This is a genomic window from Acidiferrobacterales bacterium, assembly GCA_028820695.1.
GTDB lineage: Bacteria > Pseudomonadota > Gammaproteobacteria > Arenicellales > JAJDZL01 > JAJDZL01.
Genome location: JAPPIB010000032.1, coordinates 1 through 22,922 on the forward strand (window position 1 = coordinate 1; position 22,922 = coordinate 22,922).

General features: G+C 53.3%; 19 protein-coding genes. 8 read left to right on the top strand and 11 right to left on the bottom strand.

Annotated elements, in window-relative coordinates; all coding sequences use genetic code 11:
- Positions 1–580: 580 nt before the first annotated feature.
- Genes OXI60_04515 through OXI60_04525 form a run of 3 tightly spaced genes read left to right on the top strand, consistent with a single transcriptional unit; the run spans position 581 to position 3,857 of the window.
- The gene (locus tag OXI60_04515; protein MDE0309081.1) at positions 581–1,879 is read left to right on the top strand and encodes an O-acetylhomoserine aminocarboxypropyltransferase; all 1,299 of its coding nucleotides are present in this window, start codon (positions 581–583) and stop codon (positions 1,877–1,879) included.
- A 25-nt stretch (positions 1,880–1,904) separates the two neighbouring features.
- Positions 1,905–2,693, top strand: a complete 789-nt coding sequence (locus OXI60_04520) for an alpha/beta hydrolase (GenBank protein ID MDE0309082.1) — start codon at positions 1,905–1,907, stop codon at positions 2,691–2,693.
- Positions 2,694–2,723: 30 nt separating this feature from the next.
- A complete protein-coding gene (locus OXI60_04525; protein ID MDE0309083.1) occupies positions 2,724–3,857 on the top strand; it encodes a mechanosensitive ion channel family protein in 1,134 nt (377 codons plus the stop codon).
- A gap of 5 nt (positions 3,858–3,862) precedes the next feature.
- Here the strand turns inward: OXI60_04525 and OXI60_04530 are convergent, their stop codons facing one another.
- On the bottom strand, positions 3,863–4,744 hold the full coding sequence (locus tag OXI60_04530) for a DMT family transporter (protein ID MDE0309084.1): 882 nt from the start codon (positions 4,742–4,744) through the stop codon (positions 3,863–3,865).
- A gap of 46 nt (positions 4,745–4,790) precedes the next feature.
- Here OXI60_04530 and OXI60_04535 point away from each other — a divergent pair, with 46 nt between their 5' ends.
- The gene (locus OXI60_04535) at positions 4,791–5,570 is read left to right on the top strand and encodes an SDR family oxidoreductase (protein MDE0309085.1); all 780 of its coding nucleotides are present in this window, start codon (positions 4,791–4,793) and stop codon (positions 5,568–5,570) included.
- Here OXI60_04535 and OXI60_04540 read toward each other — a convergent pair.
- From OXI60_04540 to OXI60_04550, 3 genes are read right to left on the bottom strand one after another with little or no spacing between them, the layout of a single operon-like run.
- Positions 5,560–7,986 carry a DUF255 domain-containing protein gene (locus tag OXI60_04540; GenBank protein MDE0309086.1) on the bottom strand — a complete coding sequence of 809 codons (2,427 nt, stop codon included), beginning with the start codon at positions 7,984–7,986 and terminating at the stop codon, positions 5,560–5,562. The genes OXI60_04535 and OXI60_04540 overlap by 11 nt on opposite strands.
- A 7-nt stretch (positions 7,987–7,993) precedes the next feature.
- Positions 7,994–8,572: a rhomboid family intramembrane serine protease gene (locus OXI60_04545; protein MDE0309087.1), complete on the bottom strand. Its 579-nt coding sequence runs from the start codon at positions 8,570–8,572 to the stop codon at positions 7,994–7,996.
- A gap of 9 nt (positions 8,573–8,581) precedes the next feature.
- Entirely contained in the window at positions 8,582–8,950 is a 369-nt protein-coding gene (locus tag OXI60_04550) for a hypothetical protein (GenBank protein ID MDE0309088.1), read from the bottom strand.
- A gap of 206 nt (positions 8,951–9,156) precedes the next feature.
- On the opposite strand from OXI60_04550, the gene OXI60_04555 reads away from it, so the two are divergent.
- From OXI60_04555 to OXI60_04565, 3 genes are all read left to right on the top strand, one after another.
- Positions 9,157–10,365, top strand: coding sequence for an MFS transporter (locus OXI60_04555; GenBank protein MDE0309089.1), 1,209 nt, complete (start codon positions 9,157–9,159; stop codon positions 10,363–10,365).
- 102 nt (positions 10,366–10,467) lie between these two features.
- Positions 10,468–11,616, top strand: a complete 1,149-nt coding sequence (locus OXI60_04560; protein ID MDE0309090.1) for a DUF3179 domain-containing protein — start codon at positions 10,468–10,470, stop codon at positions 11,614–11,616.
- Positions 11,617–11,822: 206 nt separating this feature from the next.
- Complete coding sequence (locus OXI60_04565; protein MDE0309091.1) at positions 11,823–13,148, top strand: MATE family efflux transporter; 1,326 nt, start codon at positions 11,823–11,825, stop codon at positions 13,146–13,148.
- Positions 13,149–13,279: 131 nt separating this feature from the next.
- Here the strand turns inward: OXI60_04565 and OXI60_04570 are convergent, their stop codons facing one another.
- A complete protein-coding gene (locus OXI60_04570) occupies positions 13,280–14,668 on the bottom strand; it encodes a citrate synthase (protein ID MDE0309092.1) in 1,389 nt (462 codons plus the stop codon).
- A 382-nt stretch (positions 14,669–15,050) separates the two neighbouring features.
- On the opposite strand from OXI60_04570, the gene OXI60_04575 reads away from it, so the two are divergent.
- Positions 15,051–16,424: an aspartate aminotransferase family protein gene (locus tag OXI60_04575; GenBank protein ID MDE0309093.1), complete on the top strand. Its 1,374-nt coding sequence runs from the start codon at positions 15,051–15,053 to the stop codon at positions 16,422–16,424.
- A gap of 454 nt (positions 16,425–16,878) precedes the next feature.
- On the opposite strand, the gene OXI60_04580 is transcribed toward OXI60_04575, so the two are convergent.
- The 6 genes from OXI60_04580 to OXI60_04605 form a co-directional block, all read right to left on the bottom strand.
- Positions 16,879–17,229: a hypothetical protein gene (locus OXI60_04580; GenBank protein ID MDE0309094.1), complete on the bottom strand. Its 351-nt coding sequence runs from the start codon at positions 17,227–17,229 to the stop codon at positions 16,879–16,881.
- 374 nt (positions 17,230–17,603) lie between these two features.
- Positions 17,604–19,229 (bottom strand): type I restriction-modification system subunit M, encoded by a 1,626-nt coding sequence (locus OXI60_04585; GenBank protein ID MDE0309095.1) that lies wholly within the window; start codon positions 19,227–19,229, stop codon positions 17,604–17,606.
- A 13-nt stretch (positions 19,230–19,242) separates the two neighbouring features.
- Positions 19,243–20,373: an anticodon nuclease gene (locus tag OXI60_04590; GenBank protein ID MDE0309096.1), complete on the bottom strand. Its 1,131-nt coding sequence runs from the start codon at positions 20,371–20,373 to the stop codon at positions 19,243–19,245.
- On the bottom strand, positions 20,370–20,963 hold the full coding sequence (locus tag OXI60_04595) for a restriction endonuclease subunit S (GenBank protein MDE0309097.1): 594 nt from the start codon (positions 20,961–20,963) through the stop codon (positions 20,370–20,372). Before OXI60_04595 ends, OXI60_04590 begins: the two co-directional genes overlap by 4 nt.
- The gene (dinD, locus tag OXI60_04600; GenBank protein MDE0309098.1) at positions 20,960–21,802 is read right to left on the bottom strand and encodes a DNA damage-inducible protein D; all 843 of its coding nucleotides are present in this window, start codon (positions 21,800–21,802) and stop codon (positions 20,960–20,962) included. The genes OXI60_04595 and dinD overlap by 4 nt, the downstream gene beginning before the upstream one ends.
- Before the next feature lie 3 nt (positions 21,803–21,805).
- Entirely contained in the window at positions 21,806–22,798 is a 993-nt protein-coding gene (locus tag OXI60_04605; GenBank protein MDE0309099.1) for a hypothetical protein, read from the bottom strand.
- Positions 22,799–22,922: the final 124 nt, after the last annotated feature.

Genomic DNA, 22,922 nt, shown 5'->3' on the forward strand with positions numbered 1-22,922 from the left:
GCCAGAATCGGGCTGTTGATGCGAAAATAATGCTCTAACGCGATTTCAGGGTGATGTCGTGCAAAATGATGGAGATATTGCCTGAATGTTCGTTCAAGTGGTGCCAGTATTGATGGTACAGGAGGTATCATCAGGTATTCCTTTTAGCAATATCTCGTCCAAGGTGAACTGTTCAATGTGCTTAGCGGACACCTGAAAGTGCAATCCGCTGACCCCGACACTCAGCAATGCAGCGAAGACCGCAGCCGGAAAATCACTTGAATTCAAGTGTGTGATGCGTTTGCATCAGTCGGTCCCATTGCGGGTTTTCCTTTGTTTTGCGGCTCGTACCGTGATGTTACCTGCCCGATTCCGCTTTGCGCTTTGTCGGTCATGTGAGTTCGAGACCGCGTATATACCAGTTTCGAACGAAAAAAGTCGGCTCCAAAAGTAAATCTATACGACTATTCGTTTTTCTTTACGCAATATTTTGGCTAGGGAAATCTTAAGTCCCGGGCGAGAGACTGTGGGAACTGATATCGGATAAAATATTTATCGGTTTGCTTCAATATCGTCGCAAGTCCCGCACACAGCCCAGATTATGACCAAATCCAGATTCATGAAGTTCGACACAATGTCGCTTCACGCCGGCCAGCATCCCGATTCCGCGACCCGTGCCCGCGCAACCCCCATATATCAGACTGCCTCGTACGTCTTTCAGGATGTCGAGCATGCGGTTTCAGTCTTCAACATCGAGCGTACCGGACACGTCTACTCCCGATTGTCCAACCCGACCAACGCGGTATTTGAAGAACGCATATCGGCTCTGGAGGGCGCGGTGGGAGCTATTGCCACCGCCAGCGGGCAAGCAGCCCTGCATCTGGCAGTTACAACCATACTCAGTGCCGGCGATCACATCGTTTCATCCCAGTCCATCTACGGCGGCTCGCACAACCTGTTTTCCTACACATTGCCGAGATTCGGCATCAACACAACCTTCGTCCATCCCCGTGACCACGATGCCATACGAAACGCCATCCAGCCCAACACCCGACTGATCTTCGGAGAAGTAGTCGGCAATCCGAACTGTGAAATTCTTGATATCGAACAAGTATCCCAGATCGCACATGATCATAAGATTCCTTTATTGATCGACTCAACTTTCACTACTCCGTATCTTTGCAAGCCGCTCGATCACGGTGCCGACATCATCATTCACTCAGCAACCAAGTTCCTGAGCGGACATGGTGTGGTGATCGGCGGAGTACTGGTTGACGGCGGGAAGTTTGACTGGCATGCTTCCGGGAAATTTCCGACATTGACAGAACCTTACGAGGGATTCCACGGACTCAATTTCTCCGAGGAATTCGGACCTGCCGCCTACATCACCCGAGCGCGCAAGGAAGGTGCAAGGGACTTCGGCGCATGCATGAGTCCTACGACAGCATTCCAGATACTCCAAGGCTTGGAAACACTTCCCCTGCGCATGGAGCGTCACGTATCCAACACTCGCAAACTGGTGGAATTCCTGTCTGGTCATAGCGCGGTGGATTGGGTCAGCTACCCGGAACTTCCGGATCATCCCGACAATCAACTTGCCGCCCGGCTATTGCCTAAAGGCGCTGGCGCAGTATTTGCGTTCGGTATCAAGGGCGGACGCGCAGCCGGCCACAAACTGATTGACAAGCTCAACCTCTTTTCGCATCTCGCCAATGTGGGAGATGCGAAATCTCTGGTCATCCACCCGGCCTCAACCACTCACCATCGAATGGATTCAGCAGCACTCAAGGCCGCCGGGATTTCTGAGGGACTCGTTCGCCTGTCGGTCGGACTGGAAGACGCTGACGACCTGATGGCCGATCTTGATATTGCCCTGAAATCATCGCAGCGCAATCGGTAAACCTGCCGTTCATCCGTCTTGATCCATGAAAGTTACCGTCAACGGTCATCAATCCTATGCGTTTACAGGCAGTCGGGAACTGGATCAGCGAAAACAGACTGTCATGTTCGTGCATGGAGCATCCTTGGATCACACCGTGTGGACACTTCCAGCCCGGCACTTCGCCAGACATGGCTGGAATGTACTCGCTGCCGACCTGCCCGGTCACGGCATGTCAGACGGCAACCCCCTCCCGGAAATCTCACAGTATGCGAACTGGCTGTGTGACCTGCTGGACGCAGTCGGGGTCGAACAGACAGCTTTGGTCGGGCATAGTATGGGGTCGCTGGTTGCTCTGGACTGTGCAGCCCGACACCTTGAACGAATCCGCGCACTGACCCTGATCGGAACCGCAGTACCCATGCCGGTTACCGATCAGTTACTGCAAAGCGCGCTCGAAAATAATCACGATGCGATCGACATGCTGACAGCCTGGGGACACAGCCCCGCGGCCCATTTTGGCGGGCATGAAGTACCGGGCATGTGGATGATCGGAGGCACGATGAGGTTATTCGAACGCGCCAGACCGGGTACACTATACAATGATCTGAACGCCTGCAATAACTACACGACCGGTATCGAGATGGCACAACGTGTCACTTGTCCGACAATGTTCATTCTCGGAGAGCACGACATGCTGACACCGAAGCGATCAGCTCTGGAACTTGCGAAAAACATCAGTGACACTGAAATCGTCGTGTTGCCGAAAACCGGGCATACGATCATGTCGGAACGACCGGACGCATTGCTTGATGCACTGGCCCGAATCGTCTAGCCGAAACGGCTCGCCCATCAGCACCTTGACATGAACGAACTCATCACCTCAATGGTCGATCAGGGCGGGTCGCACATGTGGCTGGTCCAGATTGTGATTGTCCTGATCGTCACTCTGGTTGCCAGCCGCGTCCGACATTTCCTGATCAATCGTGTTGAGTCGAGACTTGCGTCCACCGAGTTCATCTGGGGCAAGGTGACTGCCCGCTCAATCCGAACACCGGCGGCACTGTTGATCTGGGCGATCGGAGTGCTGTATTGCTTCGAAATCGTCCGCATCGAATTTGAACTGGCGATTCTGGATGCCCTCCCTTCCATCCGCAAAGTCGCAGTCATCGCGATCATGACCTGGTTTCTCTACAGATTCATAGGCGTATATGAGACCGAATACACTCAAACCAAAGCTGACTCCCAAGCTTCAATTGACAAGACGACAGTTCAGATCACTGTCAAGATCCTGCGCATTGCCGCAGTGATTCTGGGTGTCTTGGTGACCATGCAGACTTTGGGTCTGAGCATTGCCGGAATTCTGGCGTTCGGCGGAATCGGCGGTATCGCAATCGGGTTCGCCGCCCGGGAGATGATTGCGAATTATTTTGGCGCGCTGATGCTCTTCATGGACCGGCCGTTTCAGATCGGTGAAACCATTACATCCCCCGATCGGGACATCGAGGGAACTGTCATTGAAATCGGCTGGCGGCACACGACAATACAACGGTTTGATTCCAGAACGCTGTACGTTCCAAATTCAATGTTTGCCTCGATTTCAGTTCGAAACCTGACGCGACAGAGCAATCGCAGAATCTATGAGTATGTCGGGATCCGCTATGACGATGCGAACAGTCTTGCAGATATTCTCAGAGATACCAAAATTATGATTCTCGATCATCCGGGAATCGATACGAGTAATTCCATCATGGTGAATTTCGATCGGTTTGCACCTTCTTCGCTGGACTTCTTCATCTACTGCTTTACCAAGACAGTGGTCTGGTCCGAATACCATGACGTAAAGCAGGATATCCTGATGAATATCATGCAAATCATTGATGATCATGGCGCTCAGATCGCTTTTCCGACCTCCACCGTTCACTTGGCTGACGACGCTGAACTCGACTTCCTGATTGACGAGGATCTCGCGGACAGTCCGCTGTTCGGTACAGATTAGGTCGGTCAGATCGCCGCGACAGATGTTTTTCCTCGGGCAAGTTCCCGGTAGGTGATATACAGCGTGCTGAGCACGATCACGCTCGCACCCAGCATCGCGGACAAGGTCGGAATTTCCGAAAATACGAAGTAGCCGACGATGATCATGAAGATCATCCTGGTGTAAATGAAAGGCGCAACAAAGTGAGCCTCACCCAAGGCGTAACCTCGCACATCCATATAGTTTCGAAGCGACGACGTGGCTGCCACCATGATCAGTAAAACCCACTCGCGCATAGTCGGTGTTTCCCATGTCAGTATCGCGGGCGGCAGACTGCCAGCGCCGAGAATCATGGCAAAATACAAAACGATGGTGCCGGCGTTTTCGGTGGTCGACAGCTTCTTACCCAGGATCAGGGTCAGCGCAAATGCTGTCGAAGCGAATATCGGAGCAAGCCAGCGGATGCTGAACGGCTCGGGCAGATAGCCGATCACGATCACCGCACCCAGAAATCCCAGTACCGATGCCAGCGCTCTTCGCACCCCGACTTTCTCGCCCAGCAGAGGGATACTGAACGCGGTGACAAACAATGGCGTCGTGAAGAACAACGCGGTCACGGTTGCCAGTGGCAGTATCATTATCGAATAGAAGCCCAGATTGATGGCGATCACACCGATCAACCCCCGAACTACATGGAGTTTCAGACGCTCGGTACGAAATCTGAATCCCGACTGCAGGAACGAAAGCGAAAATATGATCAACGAGCCGGCGGCACCGCGGATGAACACAGTCTGCGCCGAATGAATCGAGCCCGCAAGTTCGTGCACCCCTGCGCTCATGACAGTCGCTACTGCAGCGGCACCGACAATCCAGATCGCGCCACGGACATTGTTCGCTGCTAGAACCAATTGACTATCACACGCAAATCAGACACCAGACCGGAGGAAAAAATTCATGGACTTGGGTATCAAAGGTAAAAACGCATTGATATGCGCCTCAAGCAGAGGCTTGGGAAAAGGTTGTGCCAAAGCGCTTGCCACCGAAGGCGTCAACGTCTGGCTCAATGGCCGGGACGAGGATACCCTGAATGCGGCGGCGCAGGAAATCCGCAAGGTTGCCCAAGGTGATGTCACCGCCATTGCCTGCGATATCACAACTGAAGACGGCCGCAACCTTGCGCTGTCACAAACGCCTGATCTCGACATCCTTGTCAACAATGCCGGCGGCCCGCCGGTCGGAGATTTCCGCCAGTGGGGCTTGCAGGACTGGCATTCGGCATTGAACAACAATATGCTTGCCCCAATTGACCTGTTCAATCGGGTACTGGATGGCATGATCGAACGCGGTTTCGGTCGTATCGTCAACATTACATCATCTTCGGTAAAAGCACCTGTTCAGAACCTTGACCTGTCCAATGGCGCACGGTCGGGCCTCACCGGATTTTTCGCCGGCGCTTCCCGCCAGGTGGCACCGTTCAACGTGACGGTGAATTCCATCCTGCCAGGTCGTTTTGACACCGACCGATTGCGCTCCAGCATGCGACCGGCGTCAGAGAAATCTGGAAAAACCATCGATCAGATGCTTGAAGTCGGTAAAGCCCAGATTCCATCAGGACGATATGGGTCGTCCGATGAGTTCGGTGCATTGTGTGCGTTTCTTTGCAGTGTGCACGCCGGTTACATCACCGGGCAGAATATATTGATCGATGGCGGACTGGTAGCACTCAACCTCTGATCGCACCGATCGGAATTTCCAATGTGACAGTTTCCGGAAGCAGGCACACTGTATCGTCGCACGCCTGCAGGAGAACCTCGATTACCGGACCGAATTCACGGATTTCGGTCCGGTTTCGCTCAAGTCGTACCTGGACCTCGACCTTATCCGACCACACGCTGATCGGCTCCGGCTGAAATTCAGTGGACAGCATTTCGGGTGGCGGATACACGGTGCCGGCCAATGTCCATTCATCATCGGACACGCTCACTTTGGTTCCGATCAGGTTTTCGGCAGCAGGACGATCCGACTGCACATGCCAACCTTCATCCAGGTCAATCTCAACCGTGGCGCTGAGAGCAGTGTCTGATGCGGCTGAAATCGACACAGACACTTTGGCATGACCCGACGCGCCATACTCATACATCCCGGCGGAATCGAGCTGCTGTTCCAGTATAGCCGTCAATGCATAGATCCAGGACGACGGAGCTGAATTCAGGTCGGTGCCGAACGCCTGAAAAATCTGCCTGGCACGCGATTCATACGTCTTGTCACCGGTTCGATGGTACAGTTGGGAAAGTGACTTTGCGGCGACGGAGTTACCGGACGGCAACGCGCCGTCAAAGCGATCCTTGGTGCGGACGATCAGGCCTTTGGAATCGTCAGCGGCCGTCGAGTACAGTCCACCGCGTCGGATGTCCCAGAACAGCTTCAACAGGCGCGCTGCCGTCTGTTCGCCCCGCTCAAGCCAAATTCTGTCGCCGGTGCGGTCATATACACTGACAAGCGCCTGCAGGTAGTAGGCGTAGTCGCGCAGCTTACCCGGCTCTGTCAGCTGTCCGTCGATACTGATGCGGTACAGGTTGCCGCTGTCACCGCGATGATTGTGCCAGATCTCATCGGCTGCCCGCACGGCCGCATCCCGATAGCGTGTGTCACCGGTGATTCGCGAGGCTTCCGACAACGTCGTGATCATCAGTGCGTTCCAGGCTGTGATGACCTTCCGGTCCAGAAAAGGATGCTCGCGCTTGTCCCGGTAAACTCTCATGCGCTCAGTGGCTATGCTGAGCCGCTTCAGATACTCACCGATCTCAGTCTTCTGTGCCTGGGCCCTGTGCTCCGGCGATACCGGTACGAACAGTATGTTGACCCCTTCAAAATTTCCCTCGCTCGTCGCGCCGTAATGTTCGATTGCGAACTGGCCATGCTCGCTTGCTGCCTCGATGATCTGCTGCGGTGTCCAAACGAAGAACCTGCCCTCCTCACCCTCACTGTCGGCGTCGGTCGCCGAGAAAAATACGCCGTTGCCGTCGGTCATGTCTCTGAGCACATAGTCCAGGGTCTGGACCGCGACCCTCCTGTAAAGCGCTTTGGCGGTGAGTTCGTACGCATACAGATAAGCGAGCGCGATCTGCGCCTGGTTGTACAGCATTTTCTCAAAGTGCGGAATAAGCCACTCGCGGTCGACAGTGTAGCGATGAAAGCCACCGCCGACATGATCGCGTATGCCCCCGAACGCCATTTCAACCAGTCGCTTCTCAGCAAGTGCAAGTGCATCGCCATGCTGATATCTCATCGCCGCATCCAGCAACAGGAACAGTTCCGGTTCGGAGGGAAATCTCGGTGTCGGTACGGAAAACTCATCACGCGATTCATCCTCTTCAATCAACTGTGTGATCACACTCTCGACCTGTGACCTGCCGATCCTGACATTGGCTGCCGACGTGTCGACGTAACCTTGAAGAATTCGGGTGATTTCAGCCGCTGTCGAAAGAATCACCGCCTGGTCACGGGTCCACACCTCATGCACACGCTGGAGAATCTGCATGAATGCCTCCCTGGGTTCATAGGTCATCCCGATGAAGGGTTCGCGCTGCGGTGTCAGAAACACATGCAACGGCCAGCCGCCGCTTCTGCCCATAACCTGAACGGCCAGCATGTGCAGCTCGTCCACTTCGGGATTCGATTCCCGATCAACCTTGATCGCAACAAAGTTCTGGTTGAGGTAGCCCGCCACCTCAACGTCATCGTAACTCTCCTCTTCAATGACGTGACACCAGTGACAGGCGGAATATCCAATGGATAAAAGCACCGGGACACCCCGTCTTTGCGCTTCAGCAAAGGCTGGATCACCCCACGGAAACCAGTTCACGGGGTTATGGGCGTGCTGTCTCAGATAAGGGGACTTCTCCAGCAGCAGCCGATTGGCATATTTCGGGGTGCCGTCGGCCTGAAGATGCTGCGAGCGGATCTGTGTGGATTCGGTCCGGGACCACGCGGTGTCGATTTTGCCTAAGACTTCCCCAGGCAGATCGGCCGCACCGGGAAGCGGATAAAAATCCGAAGCCTGTGCTGCTAGCGGGGCTGTCACAACCCAGGTCAGGACTGCCGCTGCAATCGTCCGTGAACATGGAAGTTTCTGCCAGTTGGAATACATGACCGTCTCAGGCTCGACGAGCCGCTTTCGGGGGCCCGATGCGTCCCCAGACGACACCGATCAGCAATCCCGCGGTATGTGCGAAGTTCGCGATATCGCCAAGCAGGCCGGTCCAGCAGATTGCGAACCAGATCAGCATAAACGGAATGATCGCGGGTGGAAACACACCGCGATACATGACTGGATTGAATTTTGACTGCATCCAGATATAGCCGAAAAGCGCATAGACCACCCCGGACATTCCGCCAAAAACCGGTCCGGACATCATGAACTCAGCCAGATTCGAGAGGATGGCCGAGGCCAGGAAGAACAGGACCATGAACAGCGACCCTTCAATCCGCTCGATTGCGCGTCCCATGATCAGCACCCACAACAGGTTGAATACCAGATGATAGATGTTGAAGTGAATGAATGCCGGGGTCACAAGCCGCCACAGCTCAAGTTCGGAGGTGGCGTCAAGGCCGGTCAGGGTTGTTGAGATCAGCATCGTGGAGAGCATCGGCCAGTTGGAACCGAAATTAGTCAGCAACGTCAGGAACAGTGACGTTGCGATGAGGCCAAGTGTAACCGGAATTCTCCGATACATTTCGATCTTTCAGTCTCCGAGGACTTCTATACGGTCTGAATCGCCCAAGGTAACCGTCCGGCCGTCAAGCGTCGTAAAGGTCCGCCCCTTGATGTCTTTGTGGTATGCCTCGTAGATGGCAGGCTCTTCGCGACCATCGCTGACAACGTGAATGGTGATGATTGAATTGTCCGCCTGCCATTTGAAGAAGTAAACCACGCCGGATGCGAGCACCAGCACGATTACGGTGCTGTAGATCACCCATTTGGAGGGCCTGATAAAGGTCGAATCGCCGGGTTTGATCTTCTGCACGGTGCGAATGACCGGTCGGAACCGGGTCTGGTACACAAGCAGGACGATCACTATGACAATGACCGTAAACAGTATCTTCGTCAGCATGTAGCGACTTGCGAAAACCTATTCGAATTGTTGAGGAATAAACACAGACTGGTGATCGGATATTGTACGACAAATGACTTTCGTCTTCGCCCGTCAGAATTAGCATTCAGCCAATTCCCACTTGTTCCTTGCACCGAATCCAATTGTGATTTAATGCTTTGCTCAACCGCCATTCACCTTCAATATCCAGGTTTCTCCGTGAGGTGATGCAAAAATTCTATCTGACAATTGCGGCCATCTGCATCGCGCACGTTCTGGGCATGGTACCGTTCGCCATCTATCCCACACTGATTCCGATCCTTCAGGCCGAGTGGAGTGCCAGCAATACCGCGATCGGATGGGTTGCGGGAATATATTTTGGCGGTTATCTGGTCACGGTCATCATTGTCGTCCCCCTCACTGACCGTGTCGATGCGCGCAAGGTGTACCTGTTGTCAATGGGATTGACTGCGATCGCGCCGGTGGCGTTTGCATTCGGCACGTTCGGCGTCGGATCAGCCAGTGTGTGGAGATTTGTGCAGGGTGTGGCACTGGCCGGCACCTACATGCCGGGACTCAAGGCGATGGTGGACGCCGTTCCGGACCGCATGCAGAGTCGAACGGTGGCGGTCTATACCATGTGTTTCGGCCTGGGGGTTGCCGTGTCTTTCCTGATCGCGGGCGTACTGGCCGCCACCATGACCTGGCGGTGGGTTTTTGTCGCATCCGCGGCCGGTCCATTGCTCGCACTGTGCCTGGCCTGGCTTTTCCTGCCTGCGGCCGTACCGAAGGAAACGAATGGAAAGTTCACGTTGCTGCCTGACTTTCGGCCGGTCATCTCGAACAGAAAGACGCTCGGATTCAGCATCGCCTACGGCGTGCACAATGTGGAACTTTTCGTGTTCCGTTCCTGGGCGGTGGCTTTTTTGTTCTTTGCCATGACGCAGCGGGAAGCTGGATGGTTGGGCTCGGGCTGGAATCCCGCAATCATCGTGGCATGTGCGACGCTGGTCGCACAACCGTTCAGCGTGATCACCAACGAGCTTGCCGATCGGCTCAACCGCGAAAAAGTGATCACATGGGTGATGGCGCTCTCCGCCACGACCGGTGTCGCACTCGGTTTTTCCAGCCAGATGTCGATGCTTGTGATTGTGACGATCGCCGGACTCTACGCCATCATGACCATCGCTGATTCAGCATCGATCACTTCCGCGGTGATCAAGAATGCAGACTATTCGGTACGAGGCACCACAATGGCACTGCATACCCTGATCGGGTTTGTCGGTGCGTTCGCAGGCCCGATCCTGTTTGGTGCGGTTCTCGATCTTGCCGGTGGAGATCAGCGGCCGACCGCCTGGGGACTCGCATTCACAGCGGTTGGCATCGCGGTGATCATCGGACCGCTCGCGATCCGCCGCACTGCCCGCACACACTGATCGGTCAGACAGCTGATCATGGGCGCGGCTTGTCGGTATGACAGTCGGGCAGAAACAATTACAATACGGTTATTTGCACGATTCGAAAGTCCATCGCTCATCATGAAAACTCTCACTCGAAAAAACCCCTTGCGCAATCTGCTTGCGTTGTCTTTGTTGGCGATTGCGGCAAGCGTAATTGTGCCGTCCATTGCAAACGCCCAGTTGCTGCGACATGCATCAGAGTGGCCGAATACGGATTTCAGCAATGCCATCATCGACATCAACGAAGTCATTTCCGGTGGCGTGCCCAAAGATGGCATTCCGGCAATTGACGACCCGGAATTCGTCAGTGTTGATTCGGCCGCAGCCTGGCTGGATCCCCTCGAGCCGGTCATCGCACTGGATATTCTTGGCGAGGCGCGTGCCTATCCCCTGCAAATTCTGATCTGGCATGAAATCGTCAACGACAAGCTCAACGATCGGTACGTCGCGGTGACGTTCTGCCCACTTTGCAACGCTTCGGTTGTTTTCGACCGAAATGTGGTCGGTACCATTCTTGACTTTGGCACGACAGGGCGTCTTCGACACAGCGACCTGATCATGTATGACCGGCAGACTGAATCATGGTGGCAGCAGATTACCGGTCAGGGTGTAGTGGGTGAGTTTGCAGGCATCAACCTCAAGCGGCTTCCCGCCCAGATTGTCTCGTTCGGGGAGTTCAGGTCCGCCTATCCCGAAGGTGAGGTCCTTTCCAGAGATACGGGATACAGACGGAATTACGGCGACAATCCCTATCGGGGTTATGATGACATCGACAATCAGCCCTTTTTGCTGTCTGATCCTGCCGACCCGAGATTGCCGGCGATGGAGCGGGTGATCAATGTCTCGGTCGGCAACCGCCATCGTGTGTACCCGTTCACTGTATTTGAGACTGAACCGGTGATCAATGACCGGATCAATGGCATTGAAGTGGTCATTTTCAGTCAGGACGACGTCGCATCCCCGCTGGACAGGCGGACCATTGCGGATTCCCGGATCATTCCGTCGGCCACTGCGTATCGCCGACAGGTGGACGGCCAGACACTGACATTCGAGAGACAGGATGGTGTGTTCTACGACCGGGAAACCGGATCGCGGTGGAACATTTTCGGACAGGCGGTCGAGGGTGAGCTAGCAGGCACACAGTTGGACGATATCGACAATGGCCAGCATTTTGCATTTGCCTGGCTGGTCTTCCACCCTGACTCGGAGATCTATCGCAGCGAGTGAACCCCGGTTCACGGCGAAGCGTCCCTGTTGCCGAATGTCCCTTTCGACAGGCCAACGCGATCGGTCACCGCATTGATACGATCAGCCGGGTGCGCCGGACCGGCGGGTCAACCGGATGGTTTTCGACTGTGGTCACGCTATGATCAGTCCAATTCGTCGCCGCATTGCCGCCGATGTTGAAGTGATTCAACCAATTTGACATTTCGATGATGAAAGAAGAGATATTCCCCATCCTGAAGCTTGCCGGACCGGTCATGCTCGGGAGGATCGGGGCGATCTTGATCGTCACCATCGACGTCGCCATGTGTGGCTATGCCGGCACCCGGGAGCTGGCCTACTACGGATTGGCGAATGGCCCGCATGTTTCCCTGATTCTCATCGGGATCGGATCGATATTGCCGATCGCCATCCTGACTGCGAAGTCTGACGGGGCGGGCAATCATGTCAACTGTGGAATGATTCTGCGCGTCGGTCTGATGCATGCACTTGTGATCGGAATCGTGCTCGGCATCCTGATGCAGTTCGGGGAGGAATTCTTCCTTGTGACCGGTCAGAATGAGGAGCTCTCCGCCGGCGGCGGCGCGGTGTTGGCGATGCATGGTCTAGGGCTTGCCGGACTGCTATCGATGATCGCCATCTCCCTGTTTCTGGAAGGTCTGCAGCGCCCTATTCCAGCGATGGTGGTGTCAATCGGGGTGAATTTCATCAACGTGTATCTGAACTGGGTTTTCATTTTCGGCAATCATGGCGCGCCGGCAATGGGTGCGGAAGGCGCGGCGCTGGCGACGAGCATTGTGCGGTGGGTCGCGGTTATCTTGCTGGCCAGCTATCTCCTATTGAGCATTGACCGCGTCAAGTACGGCCTGAAGGAGAAAATGACACAGCTTCGCAAGATCTCGAAAAGCCTGCGCGAGCTTGGAAATCCCACTGCAATCGCCCACGGCATGGAGTCCACATCATTCCTTATACTGACGCTTTTTGCCGGATATATGGGTATTGCCGAAACCGCGGCCTGGGCAATCGGGCTGAACATACTGACTATCGCCTTTATGATCGCCCTTGGATTCGGGATGGCCGCGAGTGTCCGGGTGGCCAACCATCTGGGCCGTCAACAGCCGCATCGGGCCGCCGGTTCCGGATGGATCGCATATCGGTTGGGTGTGGTCGTTCTGGGATTGCTGGCGTTTGTATTCCTGGGGTTTCCGGAACAGATGACAAAAATCTACAGTCAGCAGCCAAGTGTGCTGCAGCTGGCGGTGCCGATGATGCTTATCGCCGCCTTTGCGGTCACCCTGGATGGAATGCAGGCGGTCGCGGTCGGCATCCTGCGCGGTTACCAGGACATGTGGTACATCACACTGTCGCTGACCTGCTCGTTCTGGGTGGTCATGATCCCCCTTTGGTTTTTCGGTTTCAAGCTGGAATACGGGCCATCTGGACTGATGGCATCGATCTTATTTGCTGCGCTGACTGCAAATATCATGTTGCTGGTGCGATTCCGCATACTGGACCGACGGCTGAGATCGACCTGACCGCGTCGCGCGATAGGTCAGCGAAATTCGACTTGTTCGCAGGTGTGCTGATTCTGACGGACAACCAATTGGCCAGCGACATGGCCGATTCGCGGCGAAACAATCCGGCAATCAAACGCCGGTGGCGTGAGCTATTTCTTTCCGGACCACAGGCGCAACCAGTTCGGGGAGCGGTTTTTCCTGACTTCCAGATTCTGGAAGTCACGTCGTTTCGCACCCAGGTACAACTGGCGCGGACGTCCGATTCGCTGCGACTCGTCGCTGGTATACATTTCTTTCCAGTGGGCGACCCATCCGACCGTCCGGGCAATCGCGAACAGAACTGTAAACATCGGTATTGGAAAACCGATCGCACGCAGGATGATCCCGGAATAGAAATCGACGTTGGGGTACAGTTTCTTTTCGATAAAGTAGCTGTCCTTCAGGGCGATTCTTTCGAGTTCCAATGCGATCGGAAGCAACGGGTCGGAAACCCCGAGTTCATCAAGAACCTCGTGGCAGGACTGGCGCATAATCGTTGCCCTGGGGTCGTAGTTCTTGTAAACGCGATGGCCAAAGCCCATCAGTCGGAACTTATCGTCCTTGTCCTTGGCACGGGCAACAAACTTCGGGATGTTTTCCACCGTTCCAATCTCACCGAGCATTTTCAGCACCGCCTCATTGGCGCCGCCATGCGCCGGGCCCCACAGGGATGCGATACCAGCTGCGATGCAGGCGAATGGGTTGGCACCCGATGAACCTGCAAGCCGTACCGTTGATGTCGACGCATTCTGCTCGTGATCAGCATGCAGGATCAGGATCCGATCGATGGCTTTCGCAACAACGGGATTAATCTTGTATTCCTCGGAAGGAACCGAGAACATCAGGCGCAGAAGATTTTCCGAATAGGAGAGGTCATTTTTCGGATACATGAACGGCTGCCCCTTGGCGTACTTATAGGCATAGGATCCGATCGTCGGCATTTTCGCGATCAGCCTGTGCGCTGCCACCATACGCTGATAGGGATCATGCACGTCGGTGTCACTGTGATAGAACGCCGACAGCGCACCGACAACGCCAACCATGACCGCCATCGGATGTGCTGAACGCTTGAATCCGCGATAGAACGACACCAGCTGCTCATGCAGCATCGTATGGAGTGTGATCTCGTTTGCAAACTGCTCGCTTCCCTGTTTTGAGGGAAGTTCGCCGTGCAGCAGCAGATAACACACGTCAAGGTAATCCGCACCATCGACCAACTGTTCGATCGGGTAGCCCCGATGCAGCAAGACCCCGTTTTCTCCGTCAATGAATGTAATCTCGGACTTGCATGACCCGGTTGATGTGAAGCCAGGATCATAGGTGAACATCCCGGTCTTGCTGTACAGACTCGTGATGTCGATCAGGCTCGGGCCTTCGGTTCCATCTACAATCGGGAATTGATACTGATCGCCGGTGCGGTTGTTGACAAGTGTTACGCTATCCTTGCCGAGCAACTGATCTGCGCCGCCCGGAGATGCGGATACATTTCTTGCTGCCATATGGTCTCCTGGATGATTCGGTTGAATTCGCGACATTGCACTTCTGTGAACGTCGCAATTGCTGGGTCTGAAATAATTGCCTGAATCGGAGCGTTACGAACCTATCAGGCATCAGTCGCGAGGTCTGGCAGACAATATAGTGTAAATTTTTGCGAGTGTCCAAATAAATTACGATCTGATTGGCAAAGGCATGTTCATCGTTTGGGTTTCACCTGCTCCAAGTATTTGGAGAATTCAACAACACACAGGATAATATTGCCTATCGGGTGACACCCGGAATGTTGAATTTTCCGGCAGTGGAGCTGGGGCGGTGCAGTTGACGCTGCATCCTCAACTCAAGTGTGTATCTCGCAATCACATCCCATTGGGGAGATGGACAGGTATGGATGAATCTCACTCGCTGGCGACTGAACAGCTACAGAAACTCGACAACGATCATCATCTTCATCCGTTTACCGATTCAAAGGTATTGCACGACATCGGCACACGGATCGTAACCCACGGTGACGGCATCTATATCTGGGATTCCGAGGGTCATCAGATCATCGACGGAATGGCTGGACTTTGGTGTGTGAATATCGGGTACGGTCGGGAAGAACTGACGCAAGCGGCGGTCGACCAGATGAGGCAACTGCCTTACTACAACACGTTTTTCATGACCTCCCATCCGCCTGTCATCGCCCTTTCGGAACAACTCGCCAAAGTCACTCCCGCATCCATCAATCACGTATTCCTGACCAATTCCGGGTCGGAAGCGAATGACACTGTCATTCGTATGGTGCGACGGTATTGGTCCATTCGAGGCAAGGCGGACAAGTCAGTCATCATCAGTCGACACAATGCCTACCACGGCAGCACTGTCGGCGCCGCCAGTCTGGGCGGCATGTCAGACATGCATGCTCAGGGCGGGCTGCCGATTCCAGGTATCCGGCACATTCAGCAACCGTACTGGTACCAGGAAGGTGGTGACCTCAGTGCGGATGAGTTCGGTCTGGTCGCGGCGCAAGCACTGGAACGTGAGATCCAGGAGGTCGGTGAGAGCAATGTCGCTGCATTTATCGCCGAACCGATTCAGGGTGCCGGCGGGGTGATTGTCCCGCCGGATTCGTATTGGCCGGAAATTTCGAGGATCTGCGACCGCTATGAAGTTCTTCTGGTGGTGGATGAGGTTATTTGCGGATTCGGGCGCACCGGGAAATGGTTTGCCACCGATTACTATGATCTGAAACCGGATCTGATGGTCATGGCGAAGGGGCTTTCGTCAGGCTACCTTCCGATCGCCGCGGTGGCTGTCTCTGACGGTGTCGCTGACGTACTGATAGAGGATGGCGGTGAATTCGCGCATGGGTTCACCTATTCGGGACATCCTGTATCCTGTGCGGTCGCAACTGAAAACATCAGGATTCTTGAGCGCGAGGGAATCATCGAGCGCGTAGACCGGTCGATCGGCCCTTATTTTCAGCAGCAGCTTCGTACTTTGGAGGGTCACCCGTTGGTGGGTGAGATCAGGGGTGTCGGATTAATCGCTGGAATTGAGATCGTCGAGGACAAGCGGACGCGCAGCAGGTTTGACAGCGAACTGAACGTCGGGATCCGCTGCCGGGAGTTTGCAGCCCGGCGCGGACTCATCATGCGGGCTGTGTGGAATTCCATGGTGCTGTCACCTCCGCTGGTCATTACGAAGTCACAAATCAACGATCTGGTTGAAATTGTCGCCGGCAGCCTGGACGACCTGATGCGTGATCTGAGAGTCTGATGCGTCATCGGTGATGTCGAAAGGCTTCGCTCAACGCGGGCCAGAGCGTCTGGCTGGAGTCCGGAAGCGACATAAGTTTCGGCGAACAACGCGCGCACAGGAATCGGCACGGCTGTCACGCGCAGACTGAGAGTTGGCTCGCCTCAGACAAGCGGATAACCCTGCGTCAATTGCTTTCGACCCCGTGTCAGGACTTACTTGAGTTGGCCGTTGGTGAAAGACATCAGCCTATCCAACCTTCAGGGCCGTTTGATCTGGACTTTTACTGGAATCGTGTCGATCGACCACAGACCGTCGCCGTTCGCGGTGTTTACTACCGGCAATTGAATTCGCAATTTCCGGAATTGACTCAGCAGGCAATTTTGCTCTCGCTTCCTCCCAAGAATTCCTGAGCGACAACGCAGCTGGTCCAAATGCAGTGGGGAGCAGGCGCTCAATCGGATTTCTTTCAATTTTACCAGGGTTGAATATAGCCAGATTCAATCAAACGGTGTCGGCACTTTTTGAGTTCATCAGGCGCAAAAAGTGTATGCCATTCTGAGTTTTCATAAACGAGTGCCTCAACAGTCAAATCTAGTCGACCCATCTTAAAAAGTTTGGTATATCCATAAGAAGCTGTAGCAGCATTTATCAGAATTTTTGCTGTACTTAACCCTCCATGTTGATGAAGCATTTGTAAAAAATATTTTGCCGTGTAGCCAATGGCATTAGCTTCGCTATATATATTATTCATCGCAAGATTGAATCTCTGTTCTTGTGTCGTCATAACGTAATCACCTATCGCTCCTCTTTTACCAATCTTCAATGTTTCTTTTTGTTTGCTTGCATGCTTGCAGAGTAATTTCGACTACTACTCAGGCATCTTCCAAAGTCACTTGGCCAATAGTTTCCCTAACTCTTCATTTTGTTCCATGGAAGTTTCCAAGTGCGATAAGACAACCGGTCTGATCCGTTTACGTTGAACATATTCTTGTATGGCCTCGGCTAACAGGCCAGAAACGTTCTAGTGCTGTTCTTAGGCAAGTGCTCTGAGGTCATTCCAAACAGTCTCGTTCAGATGGTCAGTTCGGGGTAAGTAGTTACTAATTATCTATCACTTCCACACACTGGAACAAAGCGGAATGATCGATCAGAGATGTATCCAGAAGGAACGGAAATCGAACTTTTGCTGTGCTCGGGTCACTCGGGTCTTGGCAATGGAGGTAGACCAAGTTCCTTGAGAAACGCGCTATGTTTCGCTGTTGACTCTCGAACCCGTTTCTCGATTTCAGTCAACTCCATGTGCGTGGTCGATAAATCAATCGCGACCTCCGGCTTGGCTGTGCTGACATAGCGGGAGATATTCAGGTTGAAATCGTTGGCTTCGATTTCTTTCATCTCCACACATCTAGAGTATCGTTCGATACTTTCCGGGCGTTGCTGGTAAGTGTCGATGATCTTCTCGATATGTTCGTCGGACAGGTAGTTTTGTCGTTTGCCCTTCTCGAAATGCTCGGACGCATTGATGAACAGGACATCGTCGGGCTTCTTGCACTTCTTAAGGACGAGAATGCAAACCGGGATACCGGTCGAGTAAAACAAATTCGCAGGCAGGCCGATAACGGTGTCAATATGCCCATCTTCAAGGAGCTTGCGGCGGATTTTCGCCTCCGCGCCACCGCGGAACAGTACGCCGTGCGGCAGGATGATCGCCATCACTCCGTCATCTTTGAGGTAATGGAACCCGTGCAGCAGGAAAGAGAAGTCCGCTGCTGACTTCGGGGCTAGACCGTAGTTCTTAAAGCGCATGTCCTCACCCAGGGCTTCGTTTGGTGTCCAGCGGTAGCTGAACGGTGGGTTGGCGACTACAGCGTCGTAGTGAGGCTTCTTGGCTGGGTTCGTCTCGCGAAGCAAACCCCAGTCGTTGGTCAGCGTGTCACCGTGATAAATTTCAAACTCGGTGTCCTTCACCCCATGCAGTAGCATGTTCATCCGCGCGAGGTTGTAAGTGGTGATGTTCTTCTCTTGCCCATGGATCATACCAATACAGTGCGATCCTCCCATACGCTTGCGCACATTGATCAGCAACGAACCCGAACCGCAGGCAAAGTCCAATACGCTGTCAAGGCGCGTCCGTCTGCCGGTCTTGGGTTCTTGGCTATCGAGGGTGACGATGGCGGAAAGAATGTCCGAAATCCGCTGCGGCGTGTAGAACTCACCCGCCTTTTTGCCCGAGCCAGCAGCGAACTGGCCAATCAGGTATTCATAGGCATCTCCCAATGTGTCTGTTTCCGTGGAGAACTCAGAGAGGCCCTCAGCGATCATGCTGATGATCTCGCAAAGTTTGACGTTCCTGTCCTCGTAGGTCTTACCGAGTTTTTCGGAGCCGAGATTGATTTCGGAGAAAAGACCGGAGAACGTGCTCTGGAATGATTCATTTTCGATGTACTTGAAGCCAGCCTGGAGCGTGTTTAGCAAATCGCCGTCTTGGGTACGGGCCAAACGGGCGATACTAGTCCAGAGGTGTTCGGGACGAATGACGTAATGCGCTTTGAGCCGCATCTGCTTCTCGAAGGTCGATATATCGTCCTGATTTTTCACATACCAGTTCGCGAGTGGAGGGATACCGTTGTCGATGGCACTTGGATCGGGGTAGTCTCGGCCGAGTTCCTTCTTCGCTGCCTGCTCGTAGTTGTCCGAGAGATAGCGGAGGAACAGAAACGCAAACATGTAGTCTCGGAAGTCATCGGCGTTCATAGCTCCACGAAGTTGGTTGGCGATGGACCAAAGTATGTCGCCAAGTTGTTTCTGATCATGATCAGTCATGAATCGTTTTCCTCTATTCGGCATCGGGAAGAAGCTGAGGAAGGGCAAACCCATAGCGATTAATGACATCGGTGAGTATCTTGCCAAACAACTCTTTGTTGTCGTCCACCATCTCAACGGGTTCTGTTATAGCGTACTTTCCGTGACTCAACAGATTCAGTGCGCGGTTGTAAAGTGCTTCATCCTGCAACCCGGAGAGGCAGACTTGAAGGTCTTCGTGTCCGAGAAAACTGGCAATTTTCTCCAAAATGCTACGTAGGGCATTAAAGTGGTAGGTATAAAGCATTCCAGTTTGCGCTCGCTTTTCAAGTTCTGCGAGAGTCGCCACGTGATGGAAGTAAGGTGTATCTTCAGTTGCACGTAGCGTGAATATCCCTTCGAGATCCGGGCGGTGCAGAAAGTACCGCTTAAGCTTTATTTTCTCGTAATCTTCCTTCTTCCTTCCAAGCTCGTTGCACATGACATTGAAGAAGAGTGCATGGTGAGAAGAGCAAACTGTTTTGAGCGGATTGGGATCTCCGTTGGTATCCTGACGCGCAGCAGCTTTTCGAAGAAGTTCTGCCAGATCACAGGCCATAGCAATCGCATTGTTATCGTCAAGTGATGAAATTGGATCATCAATGTATAGATACCTGACCCAAGAATACGACAGATGCCCATCAATGACCCGCTCGCAGATCGCTATAAACACGCACCAAATGAAAATATTCTCCTCGCCCCGGGAAATCTTGATGTGCTCTTTATCACCCTTGCGAAAAGTCACGATCCACTTTTCATAATCAATGTCAAAATCGAAATCTGCGTAGCGCGATAAGTAGCCTGCTATGGTTTCATCCAGTGAGAGCTCAGTGAGACCCCTGAAGAATACAGAGCTTTTGTTGATCTTCAGGTGCCGATCCTTATCAGCATCAAGGTCGTTGTGCCAAACAAACAGATCCTCAGTGTATGCATTGAAATAAAGTGTATCTGGGGTCCCTTTGCCTTTCCACTTTCCCTGCTCCTTAAATTCCATTGAGAGGCGAGTCTTTCCGGTTCGATTGTATGCATACAGCAGAACACAGTGGAAATCGTTAACGTCGTCACGGAGCCTTTGCGCAAGCTTCGTCAGATTGTTGTACCGTTGTATCGTCGGTGCGTTGCTCATTGCCCATAGACCTCAAAAGACGGGAAAAGCTGTTGCATCAGCCCTTGCTTGTGCTGGCTTAACGTTTCAATTTTCCGACTCTCCGCCGCAATCAGGTCGTCCAGCGACCCGAGGCAGTCGGCGATTTTGCGTTGTTCTTGGAGAGAAGGAACGGGGACAGATTCATTAGAGTAATCCTTGAAATATATGTGTGGAATACCTGTTCCAACGACATACTTTGATAAATCAAGCGTCGAGAGCAGATGATATATCCAAATCAGATTATGATTATTTTGGTGACGCAGCTTCAGATAGGTTAGCGTCCCCAAAACCGATGTAAATTTTTCGTGTAGATACAGCCTTCCAACACCAGATCCATCTTTGACTATTGCAATGTAATCTTCATCTTGCTCATAAGTCTTAATTTGCCCTACAAGGCCACTGGCACCATATACACAGTATCCATTTTCAACAAACTCCAATTTATTCTGGAAAGCCTCAGAAACCTCTGCATTCAATATATGGCGCAAGGTTTCAACTTTCCACTTCCCCGCATTCTGAAATTCCGGAAACCGCAACTTCGGCACTAATGCTTTCGCTTCTCGCATCATTCTTCCAGTCCAGGTGCGTGTTTCAGCGCCTTTTTCTCTGCTGACGTTAGTCGCCGCTCGACTTTCTTCACGTCTTCAGCGGGCGGCAGGTTTTCAGGGCGAATGCCGCGGTCCAGCAGCGTATTGCGTACGGCCTGATTATTAGTGATATGTTCTTGAGATATTTTTGGTTCGCTACCCAGATTGTTTTTGCGGGTGTTGTGAATGGTAATCTCCGCCGCGAAGTCCTTGGCCTTGAGGATAATGGTAGGTGCGAAGTCAGCGAGTGGGCGACCGGTTGGCACACGCCACTGCGCCTTCATCGTCTGTGTGCTGTTGCCAAACAGTGCCTGATCGCCCTTGCTGCGGATGAGGGCAAAGTTACGATTACCGCCAGTTTGCTCATAGATGACGCTGGAAAGTTCTTTTTCTGTTGCCGACAGTTTTTTTCGGACCGAGACTCGCTCCACTTCCAGCAGTCGTTGCTCGATCAGTTCCGCCTTGCGGGTCTGCATGGCGAAGTAGGTTTGTGCGAATGCGACTTGCTGTTTACCCGGATCGCCATTCTGGGCGGTCAGATAGCAGGCGTAGCGGGTCAGCATGATGTCACTGATCTCCCGCTGACTACCGGAGCCGAGTTCAACCATTTTGCTGACGTCGGCAAAATGGTCAGTGATATTGTTACCCGACACCTCGCAAGCAGTCTTGGCTTTGGAGATGACGTTGAGAAAATTATCCCACTTGGTATAGGCTAGCAAGTGCTGCAAGTCCCTGGCAAGCCAGTATTCCACACCGTTTTCCGTCTCTTGGGCATGGCCCTCGAAAGTCTCTGTCAAGGTTTGAATCAACTCATTTTTCATCGCTTATTTCCCTTGTTTCTCATAGGCGATTAGCCCGGATATTTCCCAGCCCTGCGCCCGCCTTTTCAGCACAGGCACCAAGTCGTTCATCAGTGCAAGTTCCCGCTCGCGGCGTTCACGCCAACCGAGGTCGAGCGGCGCCATCAGATCGGTGAGTTCCTCGCCATCAAAAATCATGCGTTGCAGGATGGTTTCGACGAAAGTCGAGAGCGACTCGTTCGTCAAGCCATGGACCTGAGCGAGACTTTCAATCTCTTTTGCCTGCTTCTCACGTCTGAATTGTTCGTAACCCGAACGAATCTTGTTCTCGTCAAGGCCTTCACCTTCCTTGAGGGAGTTGATGTATTCGGTGATTTCCTCGCGCACACCGAGAAACTTGGCGTCAGACTCGATCAGTCCGATGAGTTTTTCCCGGCTGATTTCGACCTTCTTGGGATCCTGTCCCGAGTACTTGGCGATCAGCTTCATGATGTAGTCGTAATCAATATCAGCCGAGGCAAAGAGAACAAACTCGAAATCGAGCTGCTCAATTTCGGAGTCTGTTCTATCGTCGTCTTCTCTTGGCTTGCCCTGCTGCCCTTTCAAGCGCTGGGCGGTTTCGAGGTAGGTACCATGAAAGGCGCGGAGGTCATCCTTGGGGAGGATCTGCTCAATCTGTTCGCACTGCTCGTCAGTAAGGTCGGTGTACTGATCAAGCTGGGTCTGTAGGCGCTGGATCTCCTTAAACTGCTTGATGAACTGGATACGGGCATCGTCGCCCATCAGGTTATTGACCTGGTCGGGCCTGGTTTCGAGGCCTTGCGATTGCATGAAGTGGTCCAGGGCGGCTACAGCCTGCTCGAAGTTTTCAATAACGATTGGAGCCTTGTCCACCAACCATATCTCACGGGCCCGGTCAGTCTGCACACCAGAGAAAAGTGTGATGGCGGTATCGACGCTGGCCTGCTGTTGGCGGAAGTCGAGGATGTGGCCATAAGGTTTGGTTGCGTTGAGCACCCGATTGGTGCGCGAAAATGCCTGGATAAGGCCGTGGTGTTTGAGGTTCTTGTCAACATACAGGGTATCTGAACTAAGTTGCGTTCCGCAACAGGTTTATCGGTTATCGACTACCGCTTTCGGT